Source organism: Paenibacillus sp. YN15 (assembly GCF_003285005.1).
Classification (GTDB): Bacteria; Bacillota; Bacilli; order Paenibacillales; family NBRC-103111; genus Paenibacillus_AR.
This window is the reverse complement of record NZ_QMFA01000003.1, coordinates 79,514-94,824: the sequence shown is the minus strand read 5'-3', so window position 1 is coordinate 94,824 and position 15,311 is coordinate 79,514. Positions and strand designations below refer to the sequence as shown.

Annotated in this window: 8 protein-coding genes; all 8 read right to left on the bottom strand. The window is 55.4% G+C overall.

Annotation, left to right across the window (positions count from 1 at the left end):
• Window positions 1-174: 174 nt before the first annotated feature.
• Window positions 175-1,905, bottom strand: a complete 1,731-nt coding sequence (locus tag DQG13_RS03775; RefSeq protein WP_113018408.1) for an S-layer homology domain-containing protein — start codon at window positions 1,903-1,905, stop codon at window positions 175-177.
• A 75-nt stretch (window positions 1,906-1,980) separates the two neighbouring features.
• Window positions 1,981-7,446, bottom strand: coding sequence for a CBM96 family carbohydrate-binding protein (locus DQG13_RS03770; RefSeq protein ID WP_113018406.1), 5,466 nt, complete (start codon window positions 7,444-7,446; stop codon window positions 1,981-1,983).
• 128 nt (window positions 7,447-7,574) lie between these two features.
• Complete coding sequence (locus tag DQG13_RS03765; protein ID WP_113018404.1) at window positions 7,575-7,781, bottom strand: HAD hydrolase family protein; 207 nt, start codon at window positions 7,779-7,781, stop codon at window positions 7,575-7,577.
• A gap of 98 nt (window positions 7,782-7,879) precedes the next feature.
• The gene (locus DQG13_RS03760) at window positions 7,880-10,378 is read right to left on the bottom strand and encodes a glycoside hydrolase family 2 TIM barrel-domain containing protein (protein ID WP_113018402.1); all 2,499 of its coding nucleotides are present in this window, start codon (window positions 10,376-10,378) and stop codon (window positions 7,880-7,882) included.
• A gap of 24 nt (window positions 10,379-10,402) precedes the next feature.
• Complete coding sequence (locus DQG13_RS03755) at window positions 10,403-11,566, bottom strand: glycoside hydrolase family 88 protein (protein ID WP_181592553.1); 1,164 nt, start codon at window positions 11,564-11,566, stop codon at window positions 10,403-10,405.
• 40 nt (window positions 11,567-11,606) lie between these two features.
• Window positions 11,607-12,476 carry a carbohydrate ABC transporter permease gene (locus tag DQG13_RS03750; RefSeq protein WP_113018399.1) on the bottom strand — a complete coding sequence of 290 codons (870 nt, stop codon included), beginning with the start codon at window positions 12,474-12,476 and terminating at the stop codon, window positions 11,607-11,609.
• Between the two features lie 42 nt (window positions 12,477-12,518).
• On the bottom strand, window positions 12,519-13,469 hold the full coding sequence (locus DQG13_RS03745; protein ID WP_113018398.1) for an ABC transporter permease: 951 nt from the start codon (window positions 13,467-13,469) through the stop codon (window positions 12,519-12,521).
• Window positions 13,470-13,588: 119 nt separating this feature from the next.
• Entirely contained in the window at window positions 13,589-15,160 is a 1,572-nt protein-coding gene (locus DQG13_RS03740) for an extracellular solute-binding protein (RefSeq protein ID WP_181592552.1), read from the bottom strand.
• Window positions 15,161-15,311 lie beyond the last annotated feature (151 nt).

The following is a 15,311-nucleotide window of genomic DNA, read 5'->3' as shown; positions in this document are numbered from 1 at the left end:
CATTACCGCATTATATCATGCCATTCAACCATTTTAGTGTAAAACCGCAACGATTTGAAGGAACAATATTAGTGATCTTTTCAACGAATTTAATCTCCTTGCCGGATTCCGCGGCATGTTTGGCGTATCGAAAAAAAGGCGTCCCCTGTTCTGCGGGAGACGCCTTCGTTTCTTCTACAGCTTCATGTAAAAACGGAATACGACCGCTGCGGCCTGGGCCCGGGTGGATGGCTCCTGCGGCAAAAAACGTTTATGCTCAAATCCGTCCATAATGCCGGAAGCTTCCATGGCGGCAACGGCCTCTGCGGCATATCCGGCGATGTCTTCCCCATCGGCGAAGGATGGAGCGTCCTCTATCCGGGAAACCCCTTCAACCCGAAGCAGCATGGCCGTGCGGTAAAGCATAACCGCCATATCCTGTCTGCTTATCCCGTCATTGGGCCCGAAGGTTCCGTCCTCCCTGCCCTGGATGATTCCCAGTTCCCCCGCGGTGGCGATTGCGCGGGAATACCATTGGCCGTCTTCCATATCGCGGAATGGGGAGGCGGCCTCCCGTGAGCCTGCCCCGCCGTCCGGACCGGCGGCTTCCATAAGCATTGTGACAAATTGGGCCCGCGTTACCCGGCTATGGGGATCGAACCGGTTATCCCCCACTCCGCGAATAACCTCCCGGGCCGCCAAGGTCTCTACATATTCCTTGGCCCAAGCCGCATCCGCCATATCCTGGAAGATGATGTTGGCGTACACGGCGGCATATTGGCCGAAGTGCTCCGCCGGCTTAAAGACGACCATTCCCGTTTCCGGGTTATATCTGCTGTTTTTGATTGCCGCAGGAGCGTCGCTGCTGCGGGATAAATCATAAACCACCACCTGATGGGGAGTTTCCCCGCCTTTCAGGCGGTACGGGAGATTGACCGTTATCTCCCCGTTCCCCAGCTTGCCTATGGCCTGTCCGCCAACGCTCAGGCTGAAACCGTAGAGGATGCTTTGGCCGTTAAGCTTTTCCCGCACTGCCGCCGACAGGCTGCCGGCATCCGCCTTCGCCACGGCAAGCACCAGGCCCTCCGCCGGAGAACCGCTCAGATGAGTGACCAAGCCGGGATGAAGCATAACCTGGACCAAGCCGGTGTCAATTTCTATAGTTTGAATCCTGCTGCCAAAAGCCGCCAGCACCTGCCTGACAGGCAACTGCACCTGCATCTGAACCGTCTCCGGAGGCGCAGACACCACAACTCGGATGCTCTCCGTTCCCTTGCTGTCCAACGCTGCACCAAGCTCCGCCACAGCCTTGACCCCCTCGGCAGAGGACTGTGCCGCCGCTTCTACAATGAATATGCCGGGACTGCCCGACGGGGTTGAACCCGGAGCAGGGGTTGGCGTCGGAACAGGAGACGGCGTCGATTCCCCGGAAGAGGAAGCATAGCGGATATCCACAGATACGCCCTCTCCCAAAGCGGCGCTGCGGCTTGCCGCCTGATCGTCCACCAGAGTGGCGGAGGTAAGCGATACTGCGGCAGAGCCAGTGGCGATAGCCTCGAAGGATAGCTCGTACAGCGGCATATCCCCCGTCAGCCCCGGCGTATTTCTGCCGGTCCGGGTAAACGCCAACACCAGGCCTCCCTCCGTGACCATAGGCTTCACTTCATAAATGGCGCCGCCGCTTACCCTTCGTTGGGCGCTCTTGAACCTGAGCTTGCCGGAATCATAAGCAAGCCGGATTTCGGCCCCATACAAATTGGACAGACGCTGGCCCTCCACGGCAACCGTCAGTAGTTCCCCCGGCTGCACAGTCTGTTTTGCAGCCGTGAGACAGATCATATCGCCCCCGGCGGCAGATGCTGTGACAGGCCAAGCCTGAAGCAGGAGAAGCACAGCGATGAAGCAACCTTTTAATTTGCGTATCATGCAGTAGATGCTCCTTTCTGATGAAAAGCGGACGGAAGAAAGGCCTGCGCCTCCCTTCCGTCCATCAGCCAATGGCTACGGCAAAATCTTAAGCGCCATTGCCGACAGGTCCGCAATGTTCAGCACACCGTCGCCGTTGAGATCATATATCCGGTAAACGGACCACAGGGGCGATTCCCCCGTCAGATCATAGTGAACGGCAATCGGCGCCAAATCGCCGATGCTGGCAGCCGAAACATTGGCCGCAGCGGCAAATCCAGTCATTGCCTCCTCCAGCCCATTCGCTGCGGTGTCAACCTGCTCCTGACCGGCGTCCGGCAGCCCGCTTGCGGCTTCAGCCGCCTCCAGCGCTGAGCGGAGCGCCGTCACGGCTGCCTCCGGATAATAGCCGAAACGCGGGTGCGCAGGATCGAGAATCCTGGCTTTGCCCAGCTCCGCTTGAGCCAAAGCGATGACCGCCAGCAGCGCCGACTTGTCTGTCGCTGCTCCTTCAATGCGGATCACCTTGGCCGGACCGCCGTGAAGCCCGTATTCCTCCCCGTTCTCATCGGCCACGACAATGCCTGACAATACAATGGAGGCATCCGAGGCTTGAGCAGTCTCCCGCGCCCGGAAGAGCAGCTTGAGCAGCGGGGCATCGACGGCGGCAGGATAATCCGCCCCCGTACTGGCCGCCAGTAGACGAATCCGGCCAGGCTCCGCAGACTCTCCCACTACTGCAAAGCCTTCCGCCAGCGGTTCCGCTCCCGTGTATTCCATAAGCTCCGGATCATACTGAACCGTCAGCGACTTGGCGTACACGGCAAAGCTTAATCCCCGCAGCCCATAAGTCAGGGCGAAGTCCTCTCCCGGGCCTACCCTGTCGGGACCGGTCAGACTCACGCCGCCGCCCATCAGAGCGGCAATGGCCGCCTGGAGCCCGACTGCGGCTGCATCGGCCTGCTGCTGCGTGCTGGAGGCGCTATCGTACCCAGACTGGGCTGCAAGCTTCGCCGCAGCAAGGAGCTGCCACGATTCCACCGTGTAGTCCGCTTCGGACAGTCCTGCGGCAGCGGCAAGGGCCTCTGCCAGAGCGGTCTTGTCCGTTTGCGCCGCCTCCCCGGCAGGCATAAGCTGCATAGAGCGGTACAGCCCGGGATCTTTAGTCCCGCCAATTCCCGAGCCCCATTCAACGAACCCGTCCCGCTGGCCGGTATCGTTCTCGTTCACCAGAAAGGAGAAGCTGATGACGGAATCGGCAACCGGAAGAATCGGCTCCAATTCCCGCCAGGGCATCTTCAACCGGTACCGGGTCAGCTTGTTTTCTTCATCCCGCGCAACGGTGAGCTCCATATCCCCATTGTCGTGAATCCCCAGGGGAATACCGGACGGGGCGGAATAGCAATAAATTTGTGGACCGTCCGCCGTCATGGAGAGGCCGTATTCGTAGTAGAATTCCCCCATCCCCGGGATGCCTTCCGTCATCGCAAACTGAATGCTGTCATTCTTGAACATCTCTTGGCTGGGGAAAGGCGTCAGGAATATGTCGTCGGTCACATCCGCCTCCAGGTAGAAATTGTCCTCGTCCCAACTGACGGAGAAGGTGCCGCTCAGGTCCTCCGGTCCGGTATATTGGTCCGCCTTCAGCTTGTTGCTCCCGGTTTCGTAGAAATCAATGACGGTAGGCGCCGCCTCTCCGCCATAATAAGCTACGCGGTTGAACTGAATATCGCCCTTGATGTTTACCCGGTCAAAGCCCTCCAGATCGATATGGACCTCCATAGCATAGGTATGGGCTTCCGCCAGTCCCGGCAAGGGGATCGATTTGACCAGGGTGCCGGAGGGCGGAATCGTCTCTTGGGCAACAGTTCCGGAACGGTCGCCCAACGCCCATTCGGCGCCGTTCAAAACCAGAGGGGCGGTGGAAGCATGGTTATGGATCATCAGTTGAAGCTGCGGATCTGCTCCCGGTGCAGGAGGCAGGTATGGCTTCACTTCAACCGCATACGGTGTGTTGAAGGCCACCTCGGTATACAACCGGCCCAGCGGCTCATCCGAATCGGAATACAGCTCAGCCTGTACCTGCACCGTGCCTTCATCATCCCGACCCGCAATAGAGATGCTGATCTGATCCTCTCCCCCCGCCGGAGCCCCGAAGGGATAGCTGAGCCCATCAACCTGGATTCTCCCGTACAGCGGCAGGGGGCCGGGATTGGTTACGCCCAGCACAACCTGGCCCTGTTCCCGGATAATCGACGGCTCCCCGGTCAATACAAAGGTGGCATCCTCCTCCATGCCGTCGATGTCTCCATGAATATAAACGGGCTCGCCGCTTAGGGTCAGATAAATTTTGCCCTGAACCGGAGTATAGACCTTCTCATTGCCCATAAAATCCACAACGGCAACCGGTCCTTGGGTGCTAACCGCCACGGTTGTGGGATTGACCGCCCAGGCCACGCGGATATCCTCGGCCCCCCTTATGAAGCGATACTGATAGAAGGCGTTCTCCTGTGAAAGATCGGCGTCATAAACCGCATCCGCCAATTGACGGGTCAATACCGCATAGGCGGTATACGACGGCTTGGGGGTATAGGCGCCCAGTAAATCGGCTTTGTTGTGCACAAGGCCGAAATTATGCTCGTTGTACGACTTGTCGGTGCCATCGTCCATCAGGTCGTACCAGTAAATCTTCTCTGCTCCGTTGGCCAGCGAAATGACCATACTCCGCACCAAATAATCGGCGGATATCTTCTCACTGACACCCGTCGCTGTCAGATGGGTCGGCCAGCCCAGCTCCGATAACCAGAGCGGCATTGTCTGTCCGTTATTGTATCGGCTTACCAATTGGTTCACGCCCCGGAGTGTGGAAATCAGCTGCTCCGGAGCCTTAGGATATACATAGGGGTGTATGGATATAACGTCCAGATAGTCCAGACCGCCCAGCCTCATGACGCTCTCCAGCCAGCTAAGCGGCGCTCCTGCCGTAGCCATACCCGCAACCCGCACATCCGGGTGGGCTGCTTTTACCGTCTCATAGGTTTTCTTCAGCAGAGGATAATAATACTCCGGACGGGAGTCCGCAGGACCTGTTCCCCGGTCGCCGAACGCAATATTGAACTCATTGTACACCTCTACGTTCTTCAAGAACAGCTCATAGTCCGGTGCAGCGGAATCGGAACCGTTGTATCCGTCCAGCACGGCCTTGCTGTAATTGGCAAATCCCTCACGGCCTTCATCCGTGTATGGGGTGCTGTTATTGTCATAGAACGGATTGGTATAGGCGAACAACCAGATCTGTTCAAGAGACAGCGTCCGCACGGCATTCATATGCGCTTCATGCTCATCCGAGATAGGAATGGAATAAATCCCCTTTTGCTTTTCCACCGAGCCCCATTCGTAGTTGCCCCGGACATCCTTAATGCCTGCACGTGAAGCCAACTCCGGCAGTTCAGTGCTCCAGCCATGGGTATTGATCCCGAAGGGCGACGCAGCCACCATGCCGGAATGAAAGGGCGATAATACGGTGAGGGTGGTTTGGAGCGGCACTGGAGTGCGCCCTTCCTGCACGGCGGAGGCTTCCAGCATGAAGTAGCCAAGCAGTGTGGAAGGAAGCTGGATCAGCCCCTCGCCGTTCTGCACGCTGACAGTGCCTGCGGCCGCTTCCGCGCCCCATACATCCAGCAATCTCCAGTTCACGGCAGGCCGCCCTGTCTCCACTTTAACCACCAATGGCTCATTGCTGTAAAAAATGTTGCCCAGCTTGGTCTGCACCAGCTTTGTGACGCGTGTAGCCGCTGTCACCAAGGGACCGTCCGTGCTCCATGCCCCCGCTGCTGTTCCCGCCTCCACCTTGACTGTATAGCTTCTTCCCATCTCAAGCCCCGCAGCGGTGTATTGCAGCGCATTGGCATCGGCATGGCCGTGCAGCACGCCATTGAGGTAAATCCGGTATTGCTCCGCTCCTTCCGCCGGTGTCCAGGCAATGGACAGTTCATCCTCTCCCGAATGGGTCACGGTGACGGCGGAATCCCTTCCCCAAGCGGGGGCATCCGGGTTGGCTCTCTCCTGCCGCAATTGCAGATAGGGCTGATTGGCCGTATTCTCCCTGCTGTTCAAGGCCACAAGCAAGCCGCCGGCAGACGCCTGGCTGATCAAAAAGCCGGCATGGGAGCTCTCTTCGCTTTGCCACATCCGCCGGACATATTGGGTTACATCAAGAGTGTGCCATTGGGCGGTTTTATCCGTGGTAAAGGAAGCCAGATAATCCCCCGCCGCCGGTCTGGTATTCCAAGTGGCTTCCAATTCGCTCCATCCCGCAGCCGTTGAATACAACTGATTCTCAATGGCAGTGCCGGCGCTCTCTTTCATTGAACCGTACACATAAAGAAGGGCTGTGCCGATATCCGAAAGTTTAACCTGACTTAAGTCAAATTTAAGCAGGGCCTCCCGGCCAAAGTTCACATCTGAAGTGCGCTTGATCTGAATAACGTCGCTGGCGCCATAGTTATTGTCGGCGTTGCTGCCGGATTGCACATACGTATCCCCTGCCGGCAACAGCTTCTGCTGGATTAACGGCATGTTCACTTCAGACCGGGGGCCGTTTGTCGTCCAGAGCTGATTTCCGTCTCCCGCCTCGACCCGAAACTGATACGTTTCTCCCGCAACAAGCGACCCGGCTTCATAGCTTGTCACTTCTCCCGGAACGGTAGCCAGGAGAACCCCATTGGCGTAAATCCGGTAGCCGGACAAACCCGACTGATCCTGAGCCGCAGGCCAGCTCAGCAGCACGGCATCGTGCCCCGTCAAAGCATAGCTCAAGCTTGCGCCCTCAGGCCATACCGGGGGCTCCGCATCCTCCGGGTCGCCGGGGATGTAAGCAACAGACAAATACGGCTTATTGCTCCTGCTTCCGGTATCCACCAGAACCAGATTCAAGGCGTTGTCCCTGTCTGCAATGGCCACGCTTGCCAACTGATCCTCCAGATGCTGCCCGGCAATGTAGGACGTCAGGTCCGCGGAAATCCATTCGTAGACAGCCGTCCCCCGCCTGTTGAGCAGAGTCTGGAAGCTGGCCTGCTCGCTTCCTTTGGCCGGACGGTTGTTGTAGGTGAGCGTATCCTCCGACCAGGTGTCGTCCGCCACCCGGTAAGCGGCCAGTGTCACCGGATTTCCTTCCGGGGCCACGTTGGCGTCTCTGGCAGCCGCGTACAGGTGAAGCTCGGCCCTTGTGACAATGCCCGGAATCTGACTCAAGTCAAATTTCAGATACGCCTCGCGGATGGTGCTGGAATCCGTATGATTTTTAATCTGCAAATCGTTCGGAGAGGAGGCTTTATAATTGGTATTCGCGTAGCTCCCTCCCCGAACATACGTATCCTCCGACGCGTATACGGCAACGGTAACCGGAGCCGGACCGGCTCCTCCAGATTCAGCCCCTGCTTCCGGTGCAGCGCGGGTTTGCTGCGGAACAGCCCCCAGAAAAGCGGAAAATGCCAGGACCATACACAGCCATACGGAAATTCCCGAACGGATAAAATAGTGCTTTGAAGCATACCTCGTCACCTTCGTACCTCCTTTGGTTTCGATCCTCTTATTGTAAGCGCTGTCGCAACATTGCCGACCCTATCATTAAACCTGAAAAACCAGCAGGTTAAAAGCATCATTCTTAGTGAATATTACTACAATTTTAATCATCCCCGATTCATCCAATTGCGCCGCGGACGCCAAAAACCCAGGAGCCAAGCGACAAACAAGCCGCTTGGCTCCTGGGTTCCTGTTACGGCGTCGGCAGCCTGCTTTACCGCCTCCTGGGCATTGCCCATGGCGATGCCCAGTCCTGCCGCACGAATCATTTCCAGATCATTCAGGCTGTCGCCGCAGGCCGCCACCTCCTCCATGTACCGGGAGCAAGCCGCCCTAATCCCACTAAGGCGGTGTCTTGTGTCATGGCGGTCAGTATTTGACGCTTAACCTTATCAGGTATCCACATCTGTGTTCAGCGGCATGTCAAGGTCAAGCGGGCCGAAATTAACCCTTCTCCCTCTGCCACTATTTCAATGGGGCCCGGCTCATCTCCCGAGCGGATCAGAGCCAGGCATCTGCCCTTAAACACCTTGCAGCTATTGGCCCTGTAGCTTGCATTGCTGGTCAGATCGGCAGATATCACCCCCAGCAGACTTCCCGAGCCTTTCACCCTTATGGCCACCTGGTGGGAGGCATCCGGCACCGGAACTCCGTTGTCATCCGCGACGGCAATGCCAATGGCCGCATCCTCCCGCTCTCCCGCCTGAAGAACGCTGTCCGGGCAGGACAGACGAATCCGCGAAGGGCGGCTGGCGGTGGTCAGCTCGCTGGTGCGGACCGGTTCGCCTCCAATATAACCTACAGCCTGCAGGGTGCCTGGCGCATATTCCAGGCTCCACTCCATGGCATAGGGATTATCCGGCTCCGTATTCCGCACCCCCAGAGAGGTCCCGTTGAGAAAAAGCTCCACCTGCTCGCAATTGGTAAAGCAATAGACGGTTTTGGCGGCTCCGCTCTCGGGGAAATTCCAATGCAGGTCGGCCTTCAGATACCGGTAATGCCCATATTTCTCCGCGCCCTCCGCTTTTACTGCCAATTGGAGCACCGGACGGTCAGACCAGATGCCCGCTCTATAGAAATATTCTCCGTTGGGAATATCCAGGCTATCTACCATGCCGTAGGCATAACCGTGGCGCAGCACCCTGTCTGCGGTTTGCCGGGAGCTGGCCAGCTGCGATATATCGAAGGTATCCCCCAGCCGGGCATCCTCGCCAAAACGGTCCACTCCCTCTCCCATATAGTCGTACCCGGCCCACAGGAACTGGCCCAGGGCATACTCCTGCTCCCGGATGGCCTGCCAATGCTCCGGCTCAAAGCCCGTCTCCGACCCCAGCAGAACCCAATCGGGATGCTGCCGGTGCAGGTTGGCATAATACGCCTTGCCCTCCCGGTTGGACACATAGTTGAACCCGGCCACCTCCACCTGATCCATCATTCCCTCGTATATAGGAAGCATATGGCTGCCCTCTGCGCACACCGTCACCGGACGGGTCGCATCCTCCTCCTTGCAAATCTCCACTAATCTTTTGAGAAGCCCGATGCCTTCCTTAAAATATAATTCCGGTATCTCATTTCCCACACTCCACATGATAATGCTGGGGTGATTGCGGCCACGGCGGACCATGGCCCGCAGATCGGTTTCATGCCACTGTTCAAAATCCAGGTAATACCCGTACTTGTTTTTGCCGTAGGGTTGGTCGCTGTAGCCCCGGGTCCATCCGGCCTGCCATTCGTCAAAGGCTTCATCCATAACCAGCAGGCCCAGAAAATCGCAGGCATGATAAAACTCGGCGGGAAAGGGATGATGCGCCGTACGGATGGCGTTGACTCCGGCCTCTTTGAGCAGCCGCAGCCTTCTGACCCACGCTTTGAGGGGAACCGCTCCTCCATAAATCCCCGCATCCTGATGCAAGCAGACCCCCTTCAGCTTCATGGACTGCCCGTTAATGGCAAACCCCTGATCCGGATGAAAGGAAAGGGTTCTGATTCCCAACGGGGTGATGCAATCATCCACCAGCTCCCCATCCGCCAGAAGCCTGGAATGAAGCCTGTAGAGCTCCGGATGCTCCGGACTCCAGAGGCCGGGATGCGCCACCTGCAGCCGCTGTGTGAACTCATGCCTGCTGAATTGGGGGAGCGGCGCCGAATCCCTGGCCTCCGCCACCACATTCCCTTTGCTGTCAATAAGAGAGGTCACCAGCAAGGCGTTCTTCTGCACCTCACAGTTACCCTTCATTCCTGTTCCCTGCCAATTGAAGGCATTCCAGACCGTATCCTTATACCGCTCCACACGGACACGGGTATGAACCGCAAGCTCTGCCAGCTCCGCTCCGGCTTGGACCGTTTCCGTCCTGATTCCCCATTGCTCAATGTGCAGGGCATTCATGGAGAGTAAGGAGACCTGACGGTACAAGCCCGCTCCCGTATAAAACCGGGAATAAGGCTGCAGAGAGCTGTCGGCCCTAACCGCAATCACATTCACTGCCCCTTCTTCCCCGTGGACAAAGGGAGTAATGTCATACCAGAAGGGGGTAAAACCATAGGGATGCTGCCCCAGATAATGCCCATTGATCCATACCTGGCTGGCCATGGATACCCCGTCAAACAGCAGATAATGCTTCTCATGCTTGCTCCCGGCAGGCAGCGCCAGCCGCTTCCGGTACCAGAGCACGCCGCTTTGCACAAAGCCGTTGGCCTCATGCGCCCCCGAAAACTCCCCCTCCACGGAATAGTCGTGGGGCAGATCAAGGGTCCGCCAGGAGGAATCATCAAACTCCTCCCGAAACGCCCCCGGCACATCCTCCGGGCAGAATCTCCAAGCCTGGCCCAGAACCTGCACCTCTCTGGCTTCCAGGTCCGAGATCATCCGCTTCATATATGATGCCATATTGGTGTATACACTCGCGCTCATTTCAAACCTCCATAAACAGCAATGTTAAAGATCCCAAGGCAAAGGAACAGGATTGTGCTGCAGCCGCAGCATCGCCTCGTACAAGAAATAGTCTCCGTAAATCAAGCTTTGGTTCGGATAGAGGTATGTCCGTTCCTTCTCCTCCCTGCTGCCTTGCGTGTAGGCAGGACCGACACATCCATGCAAGAGAAAAGCATGGACCGGAGGAAGAGCCGGGGGGCGGTGGGCCTGGAGCAAACGTGAAACCATCCGTTCCGCCAACTCCGGCATCTCTGTGTCCCCCGGAGAGTGCAAACACAGCTCCAGAATCCCGCAGGCGGCGATGCTCATGGCGGATGTATCCAGCGGAAGCCATTGATCGCGAGGCGCGGCAAAATCCCAAGGAGCGTCGCCTTCAGGCAAAAGGGCTTGCTTCCAATATTTCAGGCAGCGCCGTGATGCCTGAAGGAAGCCGGCATTTCCCGTATACCGGTATGCCAACGCAAAGCCATATATGGCCCACGCCTGTCCCCTGGACCAAACAGATTCACGGGCATAGCCCTGCCGGGTGTTTCCTCCTGCAGGAAAGCCTGTATCAGGATCAAAATTATAGGTGTGGTAGGTACTGCCGTTTTCCCTTACAATATAACGGGCCAATTGCTGAATATGGGACTCCGCCGCCTGCCGGTAGCGGGCCTCGCCGGTTTCGCCGGCAGCCCAGAACAACAGCGGCATATTCATCAGGCTGTCGATGATGGCCTTCCCCTTTTTCTCGTGCCGGAATTCCGGGGTATCCGTTTCCCAGTCATCCCAGGCGCGGATATAGCCGCCCTTATCCTGATAGCGGCCCAGCAGCAAGGCGGCTGCCCGCAGCCCGATTTCTCTGGAAGTCTGCGCCCCGGTGAGTATATAATGATACACAGCCGTCAGATGAAAGATAAATCCCACATCATGGTCCAGATTCAGATACCCGCGCTGCTTGTTCTCCGCCGGGTCATTCTCCACCCGCTCCTGCAGAAACGGCATATACCGCTCATACTCGCGCAACAGCAGGTCATCCTTCAATCCGGCATATGCCAGAAGAAGCAGCCCCGGCCAGAAACCGTCGGTCCATTGCCCCTTGCCCGGCAGGGTGTACTGCCCGTCCGCCGAACCAACCGCAAAGGGAATATCGCCATTGTAGAGCAGGCAGTTTCGGTATATGTTCATGTTTAGCTGCTGCATTGTCTCATTTCGTTCCATGTTTGTTTTATCCTTTCACCGCGCCAAGGGTAACCCCTTTTACAAAATATTTTTGCAAAAAAGGATACAGAATCACAATTGGCAAGGCTGTGAGAATGACGGTGGCCATCTGGATGGAAACCGCCGGAGGCAAGGGGCGGTCCGAGTCATTCAGATTAAACATATCGGACTGTCCAACGGAAACCACCTGCCGGAGAAGCACCTGCAGCGGCCATAGTGTCGGTTTGTTAATATAGATAACGGCGGAGAAATACTGGTTCCAGTTGCCTACGGCATAAAATAAAGTAAATGTGGCAAGCGAGGCCGTGGAAAGCGGCAGTACGATCCGCCAGAAGATTCCCCAATCGGAGCAGCCGTCGATAACCGCTGATTCGATAATCCCTTCATCAATGCCTTCAAAGAATTCCCGGATAATGATAACATTGAAGGCCGAAACAGCCCCGGGAATAATCATCGCCCACAGACTGTTGATAAGGCCTGTTGCTTTTACCACCAGATAAGTAGGGATGAGTCCGCCTCCGAACATCATCGTGAAGATGATCATCAGCATAATCCAGCGTCTGCCTGAGAATTTTCGCCTTGACAAGGCGAAGGCCAGGAATGTAGTAAGGATCATGTTGACGGCAGTACCCGTTACCGTGATAAACACGGAATTGCGGAACGACTGAAAAAAGACGCCGGTGTCAAAAATATAGATATAGGAGGTAAAATCCCAGGTTTTCGGCCACAAGATAAAATTGCCGGACATCTGATCCTTCACCGTCGCCGTAGACATAGCGAACACATGAAAGAACGGAATAATACACAGCAAGGCGAAGATAGACAACAGTATTACATTCAACATGTCAAACAATCGGGAAGACCATTTTTCTGTCATGCTGCAAGCTCCTCTCCATCAAACATCAAACCTCTGTACGCATCAAAACAATCCCTGCCCGTTTATTCTTCGCGCCGCTTTGTTTGATCCGTATATGAGCACAAAGCCAATCAGCCCCTTAAGCAAGCCCACAGCAGTAGCAAAGCTGTATTTGCCGCTTACCAGTCCGGTGGAATACAGATATGTCTCCAGCACTTCCCCAACTCCGCTGACCCGCGCGTTCAGCATCAGGAAAACCTGCTCGAAGCCTACATCCAGAACATTGCCCAGCCGCAAAGTGAAGAGGACCATAATGGTGCTGCGCAGACCGGGAAGCGATATATGCCAGATTTGCCGAAACCGGCCGGCTCCGTCTATTTTGGCCGCTTCATACAGCTCCGGACTGATGCTTAGCAGGGCGGCCAAATAAATAATCGTTCCCCAGCCCGATTCCTTCCAGATCAACTGAAGCACAAGCATCAGCCGGAAATGGCCGGGATCGGACAGCAGATTGAAATCATGAATTCCCCATTGCCCCAGAAGGGTTGTAATGCCTCCGTTGCTGCTGAACATGAGGTAGAAAATACCGGCAATCACCGGCCAGGACAAAAAGTGGGGTAAATAGACAATGGTTTGGATCGACCGCTTCAGCCAGCTTCTGCCCACTTCATTGATCATGATGGCCAGCACAATGGGAAACGAAAAAGCCAGCACAATCTGATAGAAGCTAATGACCAGGGTATTCCATAACACCCGGGGAATGGCATCATTATGGATGAGATTGGAAAAATGCTTGAGCCCAACCCACGGGCTATCCATAATACCGCGGACTGGATTGTAATCTTGAAAGGCAACTACGATACCCAGCATGGGGATATACTTGTAAATGATAAAAAACAGGACACCGGGCAAAACCATCAACCATAGATACCGTTCCCGCCTCAATGTCTTCCAGAATCCACTTCGCTTCGTTGCCGAAGCATCCGCTCTCACCGCCAGCTCTTGTGTATTCATTGCCGTCCTCCTTTATAAACAGAAACCTTCATATGAAGCAAATTTATCATTCCGCAGCCCATTCATAACGGGACAGCCTGCCACCAAGCCGTCCCGTTATGAACGTGAGCCGATTTCATTTATTTACTGCTGGCCTTATACGCTTCGTTCATTTCATCCAGAATCTTCTGGCCTCCTTTGGCCTTCCAATCCGTCAGCGCCTTATCGTAATATTCCAATGGCTGTTCTCCGCTAATGACTTTTACAATGTCCTCGAACAAGATCTTGTTTAATTCGGTTCCCTTTTCCTTAAAGGTTGGAGTAGGCACAAGCTTGAGCGCGGGGTCGGAATAGGGGGTTCCTGCCAGCCCCGCTTTGTAGGAAGCATTCCTGATATCCTGAATTTCCTTGCTGTCGTTGGGATTATTCAAGCCAGTGGCTTCCGACGGAGGATTCGTCAGGAGATACAGGTAAGGCCGCTCCTTAGTGCCCAGATCGGTATAAACGACTTTACCGTCCTTCAGGCTGTAATGCTCGCCCTCTTTTCCGTAGTTCAACAATTTGTACAAATCGGAATTCATATCCGCTTCCATCTGGTCATCCAGGAATTTCAGCATGCGCTTTACCTTTGCTTCATCCTTGGCCTGTGTAGCCGGGATGGCAATGAAGCCATTGAAGCCCGATCCCTTGGCATAACCTTGGAAACCGTTCGGTCCCTTCAGAGGAGGAACCGGCTCCCATTGAAAATTCGGATTTACCGCCTTAGCCTTTTTCAGCCGGTCCTCGTTGTAGGCATTCCAGGCAAAATCTCCGAATACTCCGGCCCGTCCACTCAGGAAGTCATCCTCTGCTTGATTGCCTTTCATAATGACAAAATCCTTGGAAATAATGCCTTCCTTGTACAGCTTGGCCAGATAGGCCAGACTGTCGCGAAAGTTCGGATGTGCAAGGATGGGATAAATTTTTCCGTCCGTATGCTTGTTCCAGTTAATATTCGTGGGAGTATTGAAGGAGCTGAGAAGAGACACTGCGCCGAGTGTGCCTGACCCTGCATTGAAGGCCAGACCATAGGTATCCTTCTTCCCGTTCCCGTCCGGGTCGCGCTCCACGAACTGCTTCATGACATTTTCCAATTCTTCGTAAGTCGTCGGCATGGCCAAACCCAGCTTATCCAGCCAATCCTTGCGGATGGTCAAGGTGTGGGCGGCCTGGGAGCGAAGCCGGGGAAGACCGTAGATATGGCCTTTATACGTCACCAAGTCCATGGTTTCTTTGGGCATTTTGGCCAGATTGGGCGTGTCCTTCTCATTAATGTATTTTTCGAGGGGCATAAACACGCCATTATCCAAATAGTTGTACCAATTTTCATCCAATCCCGGGTAAACCGTAAGATCGGGAAGATCGCCGGAGGCGACGGCTACGCCAAGCTTGTTGTAATAATCAGCGGCAGCAACAGGAATGTAGGTGTAATCCATGTTGTACTTATCCTCAAGGATTTTCATTCCTGAGCTTTTGTCGGGAGGGGCCGCTGAATACAGAATGGTCATGGCCGACACCTTGATTCTTTTGGCGGTGTCGCCGTTGTTGCTTGCGGCAGCCTGTGCCGGTGAAGACGCTGCTTCAGGACTGTTGTCTTTGTTGTTATTGCACGCTGCTGCCAGCGGCGTTAAAGCCAGCATGGACGCCAGCGGCAAAGCAATTATTTTTTTCATCTGGCAAACAAACCTCCCTTTAGTAATTGCGTTTAGTTCTCGCGGCTTAGCAAGTACCATCGGCCGAATGGATGCTTTAACTTTACCTCACCGTTTGAATCGCAGGCAATGAAACTCTTTTGTCCCCGGTGATTCTATTGTTTTTGTAAGC

What these genes read in the sequence shown, in the direction of transcription:
- DQG13_RS03775 (WP_113018408.1), bottom strand. Translation starts at nt 1,905, where the DNA reads ATGATACGCAAATTAAAAGGTTGCTTCATCGCTGTGCTTCTCCTGCTT.
- DQG13_RS03765 (WP_113018404.1), bottom strand. Translation starts at nt 7,781, where the DNA reads ATGGAGGAGGTGGCGGCCTGCGGCGACAGCCTGAATGATCTGGAAATG.
- DQG13_RS03760 (WP_113018402.1), bottom strand. Translation starts at nt 10,378, where the DNA reads ATGAGCGCGAGTGTATACACCAATATGGCATCATATATGAAGCGGATG.
- DQG13_RS03755 (WP_181592553.1), bottom strand. Translation starts at nt 11,566, where the DNA reads ATGAACATATACCGAAACTGCCTGCTCTACAATGGCGATATTCCCTTT.
- DQG13_RS03750 (WP_113018399.1), bottom strand. Translation starts at nt 12,476, where the DNA reads ATGACAGAAAAATGGTCTTCCCGATTGTTTGACATGTTGAATGTAATA.
- DQG13_RS03745 (WP_113018398.1), bottom strand. Translation starts at nt 13,469, where the DNA reads ATGAATACACAAGAGCTGGCGGTGAGAGCGGATGCTTCGGCAACGAAG.
- DQG13_RS03740 (WP_181592552.1), bottom strand. Translation starts at nt 15,160, where the DNA reads ATGAAAAAAATAATTGCTTTGCCGCTGGCGTCCATGCTGGCTTTAACG.